Source organism: Paraburkholderia solisilvae (assembly GCF_902859875.1).
Taxonomy (GTDB): domain Bacteria; phylum Pseudomonadota; class Gammaproteobacteria; order Burkholderiales; family Burkholderiaceae; genus Paraburkholderia; species Paraburkholderia solisilvae.
Map to the genome: position 1 here is coordinate 126150 of NZ_CADIKF010000006.1, position 15297 is coordinate 141446.

The following is a 15297-nucleotide window of genomic DNA, read 5'->3' on the forward strand; positions in this document are numbered from 1 at the left end:
CCGCGGGAAGGCCGTTGCACAGCCAGTCGGCAACGGTCTCAAGCGTTGGCAGCAGTATGGTTGACGCCTTGACGGTGATAAAGATGGCGGCCGGCGACGCTTTGTATCCTCGCCGGATACAGTCAGGGCGCCGGGTCGAAGTGCCGGCGCAGGAACGCCGTGACGTCGTCGAGGACCGGCGCGTGGGTGATCAGGTCGTCGTGTGCGATGCCGGCGTGGCGGGTGACTTGTACCGGCACGCCTGCGGAAATCAGTTCTTTTGCATAGGCCTCGCCGTCGGCGCGCAGCGCGTCGTGCTCGGCGCTCGCGATCAGTGTCGGCGGCAATGCGTGCAGACGGCACGATTCGAGCGGCGCCGCGTACGGGTGCATCCGTTGTGCGGCGTGCGGCAGATACGCGCGATAGTGGCGCGCACAACGTTGCGCGCGGAGCGCCGCGTTCGAAGCCGGCGCGTCCGTCAGACGAGTCAGGCTTGGGTCGAGCAGCGGACCGAGCAGCGCCTCTGCGGCGAGTTTGTACGTACCGCGGTCGCGTGCGATGGCGGCAAGCGCAGCGGCGACGTTGCCGCCCGCGTCATGACCGACTGCGGCGATTCGGCATGGATCGATACGCAGCATGCGCGCGTAGGCGGCTGTCCATTCGAATGCGAGGTAAGCGTCTTCGACCGCGGCGGGAAAGGGAAACGCGGGCGCGAGCGAGTAGCCGACCGCGACGACGAACGCGGGCAACCGTTGCGCGAGCAACGAGGCCGGTTGGTGTGCGTCGTCGATGCTGCCGCCGACAAAACCGCCGCCGTGGAAATAGAGCACGGCGGGGAGCGGCGTCGGCTTGCGTGCGCGAGGGCGATAGGTGCGCAGCGTGATGTTTTGCCGATGCCCGTCAATGGTGACGTCGTCGATTTGCAGCGGCGCGTCGGAGGAGAAGGCTTGCACGGTGTGGCGAATGCGATGCGAATGTCGATGCACGCATTGTCCGTCCGCTGCCTGTGCAGATCATCACCGCCATACCGATAAGACAATTCGGTCAGAGCGAAATGTCCGCATCCTGTGACGCGGTATGAGCCGATGCGGCCGTTGTGCGCGCGTCTGCATCCGCGTTCAGGTATTGCGTGATCGAGGCGGGCAGCGCGTCGTTTCTGCGCAGCAGATAGCAGCGTTCGAACACTTCCGCGATCCAGTCGACGAATACGCGCACTTGCGGCGACAGGTGTCGGTGCTGCGGATATACAGCGGAAATGGGCAGCGATGTCGGCCGCCATTGGGGCAGCACTTCGACCAGTTCGCCTCTTTGCAGGTGGCGCAATGCCATGAAATGCGGAATCTGGATCAGGCCATGGCCGGCGATTCCGCATTGCAGATACGCGTCGCCGTCGTTCGCGGCGAGCTTCGAGTGCATGCGCACGTCGACGGGCTTGCCGTCGACCACGAAGTCCATCTCGACAATGCGGCCGTTGCGGCTCGAGAAGTAGTTCACCGCGACGTGTTGCTCGAGGTCTTCGAGTGTCGCGGGCATGCCGTGATGCGCGAGGTAAGCGGGACTCGCCACCGTCACGAATTCGGATGTGCCGACACGCCGCGCGACGAGCGTCGAGTCCTGCAAAGGGCCCATGCGGATTGCACAGTCGACGCTGTCGGCGACGAGATCGATCGGCTTGTCGCCGACGCCCAGCATCAGGTCGATGTCCGGGTAGCGCGTGTGGAAGTCGTCGAGCACCGGCACGATCACCATGCGGCCGATCGCGCCGGGCATGTCGACTTTCAAACGGCCGCGCGGCGCGCGCGACGTTTCAGCCAGCGCGTGTTCCGCTTCTTCGATATCGGCAAGGATGCGCGCGCAACGTTCGTAGTATGCGGCGCCGTCGGGCGTGAGGCTGATGCGGCGTGTCGTGCGGTTCAGCAGGCGGACCTTGAGAAACGCTTCGAGGTTCTGGATGATCGTCGTGACTGAAGAGCGGGTCATGTCCAACGCGTCGGCGGCGCCCGAGAAGCTGTTCAGATCGACGACGCGTGTGAAGACCTGCATGGCCTGGAGTTTGTCCACGTTTTATTCCTCCACGGAGCTTGCACGCAGCGAAAGGGTTCTGATTGCGCCGGCTAACTGTTCGATGTAACGGTCTTGCAGGTTTGCTTCGGCCAATGCGGCTTCGAGATCGAGCACGTAGTCCTGATTGGTGCCGACATGGCCGCGCGCGGCGGCGATCAACGGGGCGACCGTGTGGACCGATGCGTCGGACTGGTAGTGCGGCTGCCGGCGATCGGCGACGAACACGATCGCATGCGTGCGCGTGCCATCGGCGAACGTGACCGGCGCCCATGTCGGCCGATAGGAGCCCGCGACCATTTCGCGAACCCAGATGAGGCGCAGTTCTTCGCTTGCTGATTCCGGCGCAAGCCTGAGCGCGACGCCTGCCGCGCTGCCGCCGGGTTCGAGGGCGAGCATGCGGCCGGGCGCGTCCGGACTGGCGCGGCCGGCGACAAGGCGGATGCAGAAGCTGCGATGCCAGTCGTACAGGGTGGCGGGCGCTCGGGTATCGAAGTGAATCAGCGGGTTCCACATCAGGGAGCCGTAGGCGAAGATCCAGACCGGGCCGATACCGGGGCGCTGCGCTAGCGTAGCTTCGAGCGAGGCTTCAATGCGGGCGGCGCTCCATAGCGACTCCGCGGGGAGGTCGCGGAAGCTATCGAGGTAGGCACCGGAGCGAAGGGCGTCGCGTGACAGCATGGCGGGTCGGCTTACGGTAATGAGTGAGGGTGTCAGGGCGCCGGAATAGGCCGGCATCCGGCACCTTGTTCATGCCGACAGTATCCGTACGGCCCGAGCCGAGATAAACCCGCCGGGCGGAAACGCTTCGTCGCCGGCGCGGCGACAATGGCGCAGCGTCAGCCCGCGTCAGCGAAACGCATCGGCCGTGTGAGGGCGCGTCGCCATCAGATCGCACACCATCAACGCGAGCAGCACCGCAGGCACGGCCAACGGAAACCAGAAACGGTGTATGAGCACGGCGCCGGCGGCCGCGCCGATGCCATAGCTGAGCCACGCGAAACCCGGCATCAGCACTTCTTTCAGTTCCGGCCGCTGTGTTGCCGATTGTGATTGACCCGTGCGAGGCGCGTGCCGTGCGGAGGGGATCAGATAGCGGCCGACCAGCGCATCGGAGAACTTCAGCAAGTTGCTGGTCACCACGATTGTCTGTAGCGACACGCCGCCGAACCGCGAGATCGTCTCGCCCTGCATCGCCATCGAGAACACGAGCAGCGGCAATTCGAGCATCGGTTGCGCGGGATGCAGCAGACGTACGAAGCCTGCGACGATCAGCAGTGCCGCCATCAGCAGCAGTTCGAGCGGCGGCCGGCGCAAATGCCAGCGTACGAGGCTCGCCAGGATGCCGCCGATAAAGAACAGTCCGACCGTGAGGCCGATCGTGCCGAACAGCGCCCATTGCGCTTTCGCGAATGTGAGGCCGAACTGGACCGTGTTGCCGGTCATGATGCCCGGATAGATTCCGCTGAAGTCGCTGAATCCGATCGCTTCGACGTAGCCTGCGATTGCCGATAATCCGGCGACATGCCGCAGCAGGGCGAGTAAGGATGTTTCGGCAGGCGTGCTCATCGTGCGATGCTGGAATGGTGAATTGCAGGGAGTGCGATGAATGCGCGCGGCAATGGATGCATGACTCTCTTCGAGACGGTTTGAACGGTATCGAGCGGCATTTGTTAGTGCTGTTGCGATGGGCCAGGCGTCGCAAGTGTGCTCAAACAGATCGACGCTGCAGTGCATTTAGTGTGTGATTGATGCGACTGGTTCAGATTGATTTGAGGCGAGCATTGATGCGGTTGTTGCGGGTGAGATACGAAGGACTGACGGTTATCCGCGTGCGTCAGCGAGATGAAGGAGATCAGGTGCTGTCCGACAGGTTTGCCGGTCACCGTTGCGGCGACAATCCAACAATCCAACAATCCGACAATCCGGCACCCCGCCATCCTGTCGCGCATCAACGCGCGGACGCATCCATGTCGTTCGGGCCGGCCAGCAGAGACCGCTCCGGCACGTCGATTTCGATTCTGAACCCGGCGCCCGGTGTGCTGTGAAATGCGATGCTGCCTTCGAGCTGCCGCACGCGTTCGCGCATGCCGAGCAGGCCGAACGATCGCGCGTTGGGCGCGGCGTCGAGTTGCGCGCCGACGCCGTCATCGACGATCGTGATCGAGCATCCGGCACCGGTACGCACCACGTCGACGTCCACCGTGCGCGCGCGTGCATGCCGCGCGACATTGGTGAGTGCTTCCTGAACGATGCGGAAAATCGTCGTGGCCGAGAATTCGGCGATATCGCCGGCGTTTTCGGAAATCCGCACGGTCGCTCGCACGCCGTAACGGCGGGTAAAGTCGTCGGCGAGCCAGTCGAGCGCCGCGCACAGGCCGAGGTCGTCGAGCAGCGGCGGACGCAGGTCCGCCGCGATGCGCCGCAGCGATGCGGCCATCGCGTCGATCTGCGCCTGCAATTCATGCGTTTCGCCGAGTGGTGCGGCCGGCTCGTCGCGCGTTTTCAAGCGTGCTTCAAGCAGTGCGACGCTCATTTTCAGCGCGGTCAGCTGTTGCCCGAGGTCGTCGTGCAGTTCGCGCGCGATGCGCTTCTGTTCGTTTTCGCGGGCGACCTGCATCTGCGTCGACACTTCGCTCGCCCGTTCGAGCGCGGCGAGCCGCATGCGCTCGGTCATGTCGCGCGTCACTTTCGCAAAGCCGCGCAGCACGCCGGATTCGTCGCGCACCGCGGAGATCACGACATTCGCCCAGAAGCGCGAGCCGTCGCGCCGCACGCGCCAGCCTTCGTCTTCGACGCGGCCCGCGGCGCCGGCCAGTTCGAGCTCGCGCGCCGGCTTGCCGGCCGCGATGTCGTCCGGCGTATAGAAAGCCGAGAAGTGGCGCCCGATGATTTCGTCCGGTGCATAGCCTTTGATGCGCTGCGCACCGGTGTTCCAGCTCGTCACGTGGCCGTCCGGATCGAGCATGAAGATCGCGTGGTCGTGCACCGCTTCGATCAGCAGGTGATGACGGTCTTCAATTGCGATTTCGGGTAGCGGCGCCGGCTGGTCGCCGGGCACGCGCTCGTTCGATGAAGCCATCGGCCAGGTTCTCCGCGAGGTTCGCCGCGACGTGTGCCGCGAAGTTTTCGCCGCGCTTGCGCCGGGTACGTGCGAACGAGTCGGACTCGCCAGATCGATGGAAGCCGGTTCGCACAGCGCAATCGTTGCCGCCCGGTCGCCGACCGGGCATCCGTATTATCGGTGCAGCGGCGCAAAGAAGGAAATTCGGCTGGGAAAGGCCCGTGCGGCGGGGCTTCGGGATGGAAGAGGGGAGACTGCCGCGGTGCGCGGCGCAAGCGCGCGTACGGGCCCGGCGAACCGGCGGGGCGGGTGTCCCGCTTGCCGCGCTAGCGGGTGATACGGGTGCCGGCGCGGGCCGCCACCATATCGTCGATCCGTTCGAGCGAGCCGATCACCGCCGCACGGCCGGTCTGCTCGGCGAATTCGCAGGCCGCGGCCACCTTCGGCTCCATCGAGCCGGCGGCGAACGCGGCTTTGCTCAGTTTTTCGCGCAGTTGCGCGGCGCTCGCGTTGCTTAGCGCGCGCTGCTGAGGCGTGCGCCAGTCGAGATACACCGCGTCGACGTCGGTCGCGATAACGAGCAGGTCGGCGTCGAGTTCGCGGGCGAGCAGCGCACTCGCCAGATCCTTGTCGATCACGGCTTCGACGCCGCTGCAGGCGCCTCCGTCGGCATCGCGCACGATCGGGATGCCGCCGCCGCCCGCCGCGATCACCACCGCGTCGTGTTCGAGCAGCCAGCGCAGCGGCTGCGGTTCGACAAAGCGCAGCGGCCGCGGTGACGGGACCACGCGCCGCGACCCCGCGCCGTCGGGCGCGATCTGCCAGCCTTCGCGTGCGGCGAGACTGCGCGCTTCTTCATGCGAATAGAGCGGGCCGATCGGCTTGGTCGGGTGCTGAAACGCCGGATCGGCCGCATCCACTTCGACGCGCGTGAGCAGCGTCGCGACCGCGCGGTCGGGCGGCAGCGCGTTGGCCAGCTGCTGTTCGAGCAGATAGCCGATCATGCCCTCCGATTCCGCGTCGAGCACGTCGAGCGGCATCGAGCCGGGCACGCCGGGCGCCGCGGCCTGCAGCGCGAGCAGGCCCACTTGCGGGCCGTTGCCGTGCGCGACGATCAGCTGATTGCCGCCGGCGATCTTCGCAATCTGCCGCGCGGCGGCGCGAATATTGGCAAGCTGGTTGGCCGCGGTCAGCGGCTCGGCGCGACGCAACAGTGCGTTGCCGCCCAGTGCGACGAGAATGCGCATCCTGTGGCTCCTCGCCGCGTCAGCCGAGCGTCGCGACGAGCACCGCCTTGATCGTGTGCATGCGGTTTTCCGCCTGCGAGAACACGATCGACGCGTCGGATTCGAACACTTCGTCGGTCACCTCCATCTCGGTCAGGCCGAAGCGTTCGTGAATGTCGCGCCCGGTTTCCGTTTCGAGATTGTGGAATGCCGGCAGACAGTGCATGAAGCGCGTACGCGCGTTGCCGGTCGCGCGCATCAGTTGCGCATTGACCTGGTACGGTTGCAGCAGACGGATGCGATGCCCCCAGACGTCGGCCGCTTCGCCCATCGACACCCACACGTCGGTGTACACGAAGTCGACGCCCGCGACCGCTTCGTGCGGCTCGTCGAGCAGCTGGATGCGCGCGCCGGTGCTTTGTGCGAGGCGCCGCATCTGCGTGACGAGCAGTTCCGACGGCCAGAGTTCGCGCGGCGCCGCGATGCGCACGTCCATGCCCATCTGCACGCCGCCGATCAACAACGAGTTGCCCATATTGAAGCGTGCGTCGCCGAGATAGCAGAACGATAGCTGCGACAGCGGCTTTTCGCCGAACTCGCGCATCGTCAGCAGATCGGCGAGCACCTGGGTCGGATGAAACTCGTCGGTCAGGCCGTTCCACACCGGCACATGCGAAAAGCGCGCAAGTTCCTCGACCATGTTCTGATGAAAGCCGCGATACTCGATGCCGTCGTACAGCCGGCCGAGCACACGCGCGGTGTCCTTCAGCGATTCCTTGCGGCCGAGCTGCGAGCCCGACGAATCGATATACGTGACGTGTCCGCCCTGATCGTGCACCGCCACTTCGAATGCGCAGCGCGTACGCGTCGACGTTTTTTCGAAGATCAGCGCAATGTTCTTGCCGGAGAGTCTCGGCACTTCGGTGCCCGCGTATTTCGCGCGCTTCAGTTCGGCGGCGAGATCGAGCAGGAAGCGGATGTCGCGCGGGCTGAAGTCCTGCATGTTCAGCAGGCTGCGGTTACGGAGATTGAATGACATGAAAGCCTCGATGGTCGTTTCGTTGAGTGCTGCTTCCTCGCGCGGATTCGTCTGCGCGGCGCGCGTCCGGGTGGCATGCGTCAGCGCGGCGCGCGTCAGAGCGGCAGCGGATCGCGTTCGAGCGGACAGGTCATGCAGTGACCGCCGCCGCGGCCGCGGCCGAGTTCGCTGCTCGGAATCGTGATCACCTCGACGCCGGCCTTGCGCAGCAGCGTGTTCGTATAGACGTTGCGGTTGTACGCGACCACTACGCCCGGCGCGAGCGCGATCACGTTGTTGCCGTCGTCCCATTGCTCGCGTTCGGCTTCCCACAGGTCGCCGCCGGTCGCGACCGTGCGCAGCGCGGCGAGGCCGAGCGCGTCGGCGAGCACTTGCAGGAACGGCCGGGTTTCCTCGCGCACGTCGAGCTCGCCGTCGCGTTCGCCCGGACGCAGGCTGAAGCTGCGGATGCCGTCGACGATCTCCGGAAAGACCGTGACCAGATCGCGGTCGCAGAACGTCAGCACGGTGTCCAGATGCATCGCGCCGCGCGAGCGCGGCAGCTGCGCGGCGATCACGCGCGTGATGCCCTTGCCGTCCCGGGTCTTGCGCGCAAACAGCGCGCGCGCCAGTTGCGCGACGCCTTGCGGCGACGTGCGCTCGCCCATGCCGATCAGCACGAGTTCGGGTGTGAGCGGCATCACGTCGCCGCCTTCGAGCGTGCCGTACGGCGCCGCGTTGTCCGGGTCGCCGAACCAGATCGGCGCGGTGCCTTCGAAGAACGGGTGAAACCGGTAGATCGCCGCGGCGAGCAGCGTTTCCTGGCGCCGCGCCGGCAGTACATCGAGCCGAATGCGACGCCATCGTTGATCCAGCAGCTGTAGTCGCGCGTGAACATCGCGTTGGGCAGCGGCGCGAGCAGAAAGCCGTCGCGCGCGACGCACGGTGCGGTCAGCCCCGCTGCGGGAAACGGCAATTCGTTCACGACGAGGCCGCCCATCATGCGCGTCGCGAGCTCGGCGGGCTTCATTTCGTCTAGCCACGGGCGCAGTTGCGCGGCGATCTCCGCGTCGACGCGCGCGGGCGTCAACTGCTGGTCCAGCAGCCATTCGCGCGCGGCGTCCGACTGCAGCGTTTCGGCCAGCAGATCGTGGACGTCGAACACTTCGATATCGTGTTCCTGCATCGTGTTGACGAACGCGAAGTGATCGGTCTTCGCCTGCGCGACCCACAGCACGTCGTCGAACAGCAGTTCGCCGCAGTTGAGCGGCGTGAGCCTCGCCTGCGCGAGACCGGGCCGCGACACCAGCACCTTGCGCAGCGTGCCGACTTCCGAAAAAACGCCGAATCCCATCGCGAATCTCCCAGTAGCATCAAAGACCGAGGCGGCCGGTCGCGAGCAGGAATGCCGCGACGGCGGCCAGCGCGAGCAGCGCGATCAGCAACACGAGCTCGAACGGACGGAACAGCGTCGCGCGGCGCGCGCGTTTCGCCCATGCATAGAACACGACACCCGGCGCATAGAGCAGCGCGCTCAGCAGCAGGTATTTCGGGCCGGCCGCATACAGCAGCCAGCAGCAGTACAGCGTTGCGAGGCCGGCGATCAGCAGGTCGCGGCCGCGCGTGCGGTCGCCCGCTTCGTAGCCGTCCGCGCGCAGCGCGATCAGCGATGCATAGGCGGCCGAGAACAGATACGGCACGAGGATCATCGACGTCGCGAGCGAGATCAGCGCGAGGTAGGTCGCGTTCGACACGAGCGTCAGAATCAGGAACAGCTGGACCAGCCCGTTCGTCACCCAGAGCGCGGCCACCGGCACGCCGCGCGCGTTTTCACGCGCGAGAAACTTCGGCATCACGCCGCCCGCCGCGGGCGTGAACAGCGTTTCGGCGGCGAGCAGCGTCCATGCGAGCAGCGCGCCGCCCACCGACACCAGCAGACCGATGCCGATCAGCACCACGCCCCACGCGCCGACCGCTTTCGCGAGCACGCCCGCCATCGACGGGTTTTTCATCTGCGCGAGCTCCGGCTGGCCGACGATGCCGAGCGACAGCAGCGACACCGCCATCAGCAGCGCGAGCACGACGATAAAGCTGAGCACGGTTGCGCGGCCGATGTCCTGGCGGTGCTGCGCACGCGCCGACAGCACGCTCGCACCTTCGATGCCGATAAACACCCATACCGTGACCAGCATCGTGCTTTTCAACTGTTCGATCACGCCGGGCAGCTTCGCATCGCCCCAGAAGTCGGTGCGGAACTGGACGCCGTGAAACGCGGCGGCGGCGAGCACCACGAACAGCAGCAGCGGCACGATCTTCGCGGCGGTGGTCAGCGCGTTGACGATCGCGGCGCTGCGCATGCCGCGCAGGATCATCGCGTGCATGACCCACAGCGCGATCGATGCGCCGACGATGGCCGCACGCGTGTTGCCGTCGCCGAAGATCGGAAAGAAGTAGCCGAGCGTGCCGAATACGATGACGAGGTAGCCGACGTTGCCGATCCACGCGCTGACCCAATAGCCCCATGCGGAGTTGAACCCGACGAACTCGCCGGCGCTCGCGCGCGCATACGCGTAGATGCCGTTGTCGAGTTCGGGTTTGCGCAGCGCGAGCGTCTGGTAGCACAGCGACAGCATCAGCATGCCGGCGCCGGTGATCAGCCAGCCGAGCAGGATCGCGCCGGCGCTGGCGCCGGCGGCCATGTTCTGCGGCAGCGAGAAGATGCCGCTGCCGATCATCGAGCCGATGACGAGCGCGGTCAGTAACGGCAGCGGCAGTTTGCGCGGCTGCGCGGCGGTGGCCGGTACGCCTTGCGTGTTCTGCGCGGGCTGCGCAGCGGGCGTGCCGCTCAGATGTTCTGCGGGATGGCTCATGATGAAGCTCCGCGTGGTGAGGAATCTTGAATAAGAGTCTTGATTAAGTCACGGCGGTGCGCCGTGCCCGTTGACGCAGATCAGCGTTCGCTCAGGAAGCCGGGCGCTATCGGCCGGTCGCCCGGCAGTTCGCCCGGCTGTTCGCGCGACTGGCGTTCGGCGACGAGCTTCGCGAGCGCCGCGGACGCGAGCCGTACGCGCAGCGTGTCCGCGCGGCTCGTCACGATGATCGGCAGGCGCGCGCCGAGCACCAGCCCGGCCGCATCGGCGCCGGCCAGATACATCAGCTGTTTCGCGAGCAGATTGCCGGCTTCGAGATCCGGCACGAGCAGGATGTCCGCGTGGCCCGCGACGGTCGACTCGATGCCTTTGGTTCGCGCCGCCGCGAGGCTGATCGCGTTGTCGAACGCGAGCGGGCCGTCGACGATGCCGCCGCTGATCTGGCCGCGCGCGGCCATCACCGCGAGCGCCGCGGCATCGACGGTGGACGGCATGCGCGGATTGACGGTTTCGACGGCCGCGAGCACCGCGACGCGCGGCGTATCGACGCCCATCGCGCGCAGCAGGTCGATTGCGTTCTGGCAGATGTCGCGTTTCTGTTCGAGCGTCGGCGCGATATGGATCGCCGCGTCGGTAATCACAAGCGGTTTCGGATACGCGGGGATGTCCATCGCGTACACGTGGCTGATGCGCCGCTCGGTGCGCAGCCCCGACGATGATGCGACCACCGCGGCGAGCAGTTCGTCGGTGTGCAGGCTGCCTTTCATCAGCGCCGCGACCTTGCCCGCCGCGCCGAGCTCGACCGCGCGCGCGGCCGCCGCATGGCTGTGCTCGACCGCGTCGATCTCGATGCCGTCGAGGCTCACGCCAGCCGTGTCGGCTGCCGCGCGAATCTTCGCTTCCGGGCCGATCAGCAGCGGGTCGAGCAGATGTTCGTCGCGTGCCTCCACCGCGGCGCGCAGCGCCTGCGGCGAACAGGGATGCACGATCGCGGTGCGCAGCGGCGGCCGCGCGCGCGCCGCGCGAATAAACGCGTCGTAGCGGTCGTGGCGGCGCACCGCGACATCCGGCGCCGGCATGCGCGGCCACACAATCGGGCTGGCCGGCGCGATCACTGTCGCGACGCCGCGCAGCACGGTTTCGCCGCGCTGGTTCGTGCACTGTGTATCGAGCAGCACGATGCGCTTTTCCGGCCGCTTTTCGGCGACGCTGACGGTCGCTGTAATCGTGTCGCCGGGCACGACCGGATGCCTGAATTCGAGCGTCTGGTCGAGGTAGATGGTGCCCGGTCCCGGCAACTGCGTGCCGAGCACCGCGGAGATCAGCGCGCCGGTCCACATGCCGTGCACGACGATGTGGCCGAACATGTCTTGCGCGGCGAACGCGGCGTCCATATGCGCCGGGTTCATGTCGCCGGACGCGGCCGCGAACAGCGCGATATCGTCGCGCTGCACGGTGCGCACGAGCGAAGCCATTTCGCCGACTTTCAGTTCGTCGAACGGGCGGTTGTGCAACAGCGAGTCGTTCATGCCGGTCTCCTATTGCTGGAACACGTAGGTGCCGGGTGCGGCGGCGAGCACGGGCTGCGCGACGCCGGGCAAGCCGATGCGCGGCGGCGCGACGCTCTGCGCGGACGAATGCGCGGCGAGCCACGCGTGCCATGCGGGCCACCACGAGCCGTCGTGCGGCGCGGTCGCGGCGAGCCAGTCGTCCGGGCCGATGTGCAGATCGTCTGCCGCTTGCGCGCGCATCCGGAAATGCCGGTGCGGATGCCCGGGTTCGCTGACGATGCCCGCGTTATGGCCGCCGCTCGTCAGCACGAAGGTGATGGCGGTATCGGTCAGATAGTGGATCTTGTAGACCGAACGCCATGGCGCGATGTGATCGCGCTCGGTGCCGACGACGAACATCGGCACGCGGATATTGCCAAGTTCGACCGGGCGGCCATCCACTTCGTAGCGCGCGCACGCGAGGTCGTTGTCGAGGAAGAGCTTGCGCAGGTACTCCGAGTGCATCCGGTACGGCATGCGGGTCGCGTCGGCGTTCCATGCCATCAGGTCGTTCGCGGATGTGCGTTCGCCGAGCAGATAGTCGTGCACGACGCGCGACCAGATCAGGTCGTTCGACTGCAGCAGCTGGAACGAGCCGGCCATCTGGTTTGCGGCCAGATAGCCGCGCTCCCACATCATGCTTTCGATGAAATAGACCTGGCTGTCGTCGATAAAGAGTTGCAGTTCGCCCGGTTCGGTGAAGTCGGTTTGCGCGGCGAACAGCGTGACCGATGCGAGCCGGTCGTCGCGCGCATTGGCCATCGCGGCTGCCGCGACCGCGAGCAGCGTGCCGCCGAGGCAATAGCCGGTCGCGTGAATCCTGCGATCGGGGACGATCTGGGAGATCGCGTCCAGCGCGGCCATCACGCCGAGCGTGCGGTAGTCGTCGAAGCCGAGATCGCGGTCGTCCTCGTCGACGTTGCGCCACGAGATGCAGAACACCGTATGGCCGGCGTCGACCAGATAGCGGATCAGCGAATTGTGCGGCGATAGATCGAGGATGTAGTACTTCATGATCCACGCGGGCACGATCAGCACCGGCTCCGCGCTGACCGCGGCGGTACTCGGGCTGTACTGGATCAGCTCGATCAGCCGGTTGCGGTACACGACGCTGCCCGGTGTCGCGGCGAGATCCTTGCCGACCTCGAAGTGCTCGATGCCCGCGGGCGGGCGGCCTGTCGCGCTGCGCGACAGGTCGTCGAGCGCGTTGCGTACGCCTTGCACGAAATTCATGCCGCCGCTTTCGAACGTGCGCCGCACGACATCCGGGTTGGTTGCCGCGAAGTTCGCCGGTGCGAATACGTCGAGCCATTGCCGTGTGGCGAACGATACGACGTCTTCGTGATGCCGCGTGGTGCCCGGCACATCGCGGGTCGCGGCGTTCCACCATTGTTCGTTCAGCTGGAATGCGTACTGCCACAGCCGGAACGGTTCGTTCTGCCACGACGGCGAGGTGAAGCGGCGATCGTCGGACGATACGGGTTCGGGCGGGGTGGCGCCGGGCAGTGCGTAGCTCGGCCAGCCGTATGCGAGGAGCGCGCGCGCCTGCTCGAGTGCGAGCGCGGCGAGTTCCATGCGCTTGCCGGGTGCGGCGGCGAGGTGGATCAGCCAGTCCGCCAGCGCGAGCGTCAGCGCGGCCGGCGACAGGCCGCCGGTCATCCGCGCGATCAGTGCTTCTTTCGCGTAATCGAGCGTGCGGTAGGGGTTGGGTGGTTGCGTCGCGGGGAGGGCGCGCGCAGGCGGTGCGGCGGCGGGCTGCGTTTGCGCGAGAGCAAGCGGTGCGATCGTCGCGCCGGCCGTCGCGGTTTGGGCGCCGGCGGCCACACGTTTCAGGCGTACGTTCATCGGGCTTCCTTGAAGTCGGGTCGAACTCGAACGGCAACCGTGCGGCGGCGCGAAATGTTGCGTCGTGCGTCGTGCGCGAAGTCGTGAACGCGTGATGCCGTTCCCGCCATGCGATGCGTTGCGCAGCACGTCGAATTCACTCTTACACACGCATTCGCGCGCGATGCTGATTTGCATCAAGCGCGGCGGGGTTTGAATTCGCGAGGACGTCGCGCGCACAAAAGCGGAATGCGGCGGCGCACGCCGTTGACCCATGTCAAGCCGCCGCGCGCTGGAGAGCGGAAGATAAAACACAAGGCTCGCAGGAGCCCGACCGAATGCCTCAGCACCCGGCACTGACGAATGTGCCGGTGCGACCGCCGAAACCGCGACAGGTGCGACCCATGAGGACCTGTCGCGACCCATGGAAGACACCGCCATGCGCGCACTCGACATCATGACTACGCCGGTCGTGACCACCACGCCGGACACGACGATCCACGAAGCGGCGAAACTCCTTGCGGATCACCGCATCAGCGGCATGCCCGTGCTCGACGCGGCCGGCAATGTGGTCGGCATCATCAGCGAAGGCGACCTGCTGCATCGCGTCGAAACCGGCACCGATGCCGGACGCCGTTCGTGGTGGCTCGATTTCGTCGCCGGCACGCGCGAGCTGGCCGCCCGATATGTGAAAGAGCACGGCCACAAGGTCGGCGACGTGATGAGCGAAAACGTGATCTCGATACACGAAAGCACGCCGCTCAAGGAAATCGCGGACCTGCTCGAGCGGCATCGCATCAAACGCGTGCCGGTGCTGAGAGAGGACAGGCTGGTTGGCATCGTCAGCCGCTCGAACCTGATTCGCGCGCTTGCGGCCCTCTCGCAACCCGACACGGATGCGGATTCTTACGACGATGCCGCGCTGCGCGATGCGATCGTCGCCGCGCTTGCCGGCTATCGCTGGGCGTTGCCGAAGGGTTCGGTATTCGTGAAGGACGGCATCGTGCATCTGTGGGGCGTGATCGAATCGGAGCAGGAGGGGCGGGCGATCTGCGTCGCGGCGGAACGCGTGTCGGGCGTGAAGGGCGTCGAGAGCCATCTGGCGTTTCCGGTCGTCATTCCGGCGATGTGAGGCGGACGAGGACCGGCGCCGGCATGCGCGATTGCCGCGTAAGCAACGGCCGGCGAGCAAAACAGAACACGTTAGACAAGCGGTGGTGAAGCGGCGGCAAAGCGGCCGGCGACAACACTGTTGCGGCGCCGGCGGCGAGCGTGCCCGCGTGCGCCGCGAGCGAGGAGTCCCCATGGGAGTCGGCATGCAAATCGTTTATCTCGGCTTTGCCGGCTCGCGCGCGCTCGAAGGCGAAGCAGGCGCGCAACTGGTGCGGCTCGAACGCTACAGTGCGATTCTGTCCGCATGCCGCCTCGCGATCGAGGCGATGCATGCGATCGGTGTGCCGCCGATGTACGATGCGCGGCTCGATCTGCGGCTGCTCGCGTGCGCGGACCGGTTCAGACCGGTTGCGCGCTGTTCGCATGAGAACGCTCAGGAGGCGATACGCCGCGCGTTCGACGCGGCCGAGCGCGAATTGCAGACGATTGCCGGACAGATGACCGGGCAGATGGCGACGGCACCCGCGCGGAGCACGGATGGGCGCGGCGATTGAGTGCAGACGAGAGCGGACGAGGTCAGACGCGCACAGAC

At 66.5% G+C, this 15297-nt stretch carries 12 protein-coding genes and 1 pseudogene; 2 read left to right on the forward strand and 11 right to left on the reverse strand.

Features of this window, described 5'->3' with window-relative positions; translation table 11 throughout:
• Positions 1-122 precede the first annotated feature (122 nt).
• The 11 genes and pseudogenes from HV675_RS06085 to HV675_RS06135 all read right to left on the reverse strand — a co-directional run bounded on the left by HV675_RS06085 (position 123) and on the right by HV675_RS06135 (position 13613).
• Positions 123-965: an alpha/beta hydrolase gene (locus tag HV675_RS06085; protein WP_246270112.1), complete on the reverse strand. Its 843-nt coding sequence runs from the start codon at positions 963-965 to the stop codon at positions 123-125.
• A 58-nt stretch (positions 966-1023) separates the two neighbouring features.
• Entirely contained in the window at positions 1024-2040 is a 1017-nt protein-coding gene (locus tag HV675_RS06090; RefSeq protein ID WP_175109910.1) for a LysR family transcriptional regulator, read from the reverse strand.
• 3 nt (positions 2041-2043) lie between these two features.
• Positions 2044-2778: a gamma-glutamylcyclotransferase gene (locus HV675_RS06095; protein ID WP_246270113.1), complete on the reverse strand. Its 735-nt coding sequence runs from the start codon at positions 2776-2778 to the stop codon at positions 2044-2046.
• A gap of 111 nt (positions 2779-2889) precedes the next feature.
• Positions 2890-3609: a YoaK family protein gene (locus HV675_RS06100; RefSeq protein ID WP_175109912.1), complete on the reverse strand. Its 720-nt coding sequence runs from the start codon at positions 3607-3609 to the stop codon at positions 2890-2892.
• Positions 3610-3991: 382 nt separating this feature from the next.
• Positions 3992-5122, reverse strand: a complete 1131-nt coding sequence (locus tag HV675_RS06105) for a PAS domain-containing sensor histidine kinase (RefSeq protein ID WP_175109914.1) — start codon at positions 5120-5122, stop codon at positions 3992-3994.
• Between the two features lie 308 nt (positions 5123-5430).
• The gene (gene arcC, locus HV675_RS06110; RefSeq protein WP_175109916.1) at positions 5431-6351 is read right to left on the reverse strand and encodes a carbamate kinase; all 921 of its coding nucleotides are present in this window, start codon (positions 6349-6351) and stop codon (positions 5431-5433) included.
• A 19-nt stretch (positions 6352-6370) separates the two neighbouring features.
• Positions 6371-7369: an ornithine carbamoyltransferase gene (gene argF / locus HV675_RS06115; RefSeq protein ID WP_175109918.1), complete on the reverse strand. Its 999-nt coding sequence runs from the start codon at positions 7367-7369 to the stop codon at positions 6371-6373.
• Between the two features lie 95 nt (positions 7370-7464).
• Positions 7465-8702, reverse strand: a pseudogene (locus HV675_RS06120) (arginine deiminase).
• A 19-nt stretch (positions 8703-8721) separates the two neighbouring features.
• Positions 8722-10218, reverse strand: a complete 1497-nt coding sequence (gene arcD, locus HV675_RS06125) for an arginine-ornithine antiporter (protein WP_175109920.1) — start codon at positions 10216-10218, stop codon at positions 8722-8724.
• Between the two features lie 80 nt (positions 10219-10298).
• Positions 10299-11747 (reverse strand): bifunctional enoyl-CoA hydratase/phosphate acetyltransferase, encoded by a 1449-nt coding sequence (locus tag HV675_RS06130; protein ID WP_175109922.1) that lies wholly within the window; start codon positions 11745-11747, stop codon positions 10299-10301.
• Positions 11748-11756: 9 nt separating this feature from the next.
• Positions 11757-13613, reverse strand: a complete 1857-nt coding sequence (locus HV675_RS06135) for a PHA/PHB synthase family protein (RefSeq protein ID WP_175109924.1) — start codon at positions 13611-13613, stop codon at positions 11757-11759.
• Positions 13614-14031: 418 nt separating this feature from the next.
• On the opposite strand from HV675_RS06135, the gene HV675_RS06140 reads away from it, so the two are divergent.
• Positions 14032-14724, forward strand: a complete 693-nt coding sequence (locus HV675_RS06140) for a CBS domain-containing protein (RefSeq protein WP_175109997.1) — start codon at positions 14032-14034, stop codon at positions 14722-14724.
• Positions 14725-14908: 184 nt separating this feature from the next.
• On the forward strand, positions 14909-15259 hold the full coding sequence (locus HV675_RS06145; protein WP_246270114.1) for a calponin homology domain-containing protein: 351 nt from the start codon (positions 14909-14911) through the stop codon (positions 15257-15259).
• Positions 15260-15297: the final 38 nt, after the last annotated feature.

Coding starts and splice junctions, on each gene's coding strand:
- HV675_RS06145 (WP_246270114.1), top strand. CDS start 14,909: ATGCAAATCGTTTATCTCGGCTTTGCCGGCTCGCGCGCGCTCGAAGGC.
- HV675_RS06140 (WP_175109997.1), top strand. CDS start 14,032: ATGCGCGCACTCGACATCATGACTACGCCGGTCGTGACCACCACGCCG.
- HV675_RS06095 (WP_246270113.1), bottom strand. CDS start 2,778: ATGCCGGCCTATTCCGGCGCCCTGACACCCTCACTCATTACCGTAAGC.
- HV675_RS06130 (WP_175109922.1), bottom strand. CDS start 11,747: ATGAACGACTCGCTGTTGCACAACCGCCCGTTCGACGAACTGAAAGTC.
- HV675_RS06105 (WP_175109914.1), bottom strand. CDS start 5,122: ATGGCTTCATCGAACGAGCGCGTGCCCGGCGACCAGCCGGCGCCGCTA.
- HV675_RS06135 (WP_175109924.1), bottom strand. CDS start 13,613: ATGAACGTACGCCTGAAACGTGTGGCCGCCGGCGCCCAAACCGCGACG.
- argF (WP_175109918.1), bottom strand. CDS start 7,369: ATGTCATTCAATCTCCGTAACCGCAGCCTGCTGAACATGCAGGACTTC.
- arcC (WP_175109916.1), bottom strand. CDS start 6,351: ATGCGCATTCTCGTCGCACTGGGCGGCAACGCACTGTTGCGTCGCGCC.
- HV675_RS06100 (WP_175109912.1), bottom strand. CDS start 3,609: ATGAGCACGCCTGCCGAAACATCCTTACTCGCCCTGCTGCGGCATGTC.
- arcD (WP_175109920.1), bottom strand. CDS start 10,218: ATGAGCCATCCCGCAGAACATCTGAGCGGCACGCCCGCTGCGCAGCCC.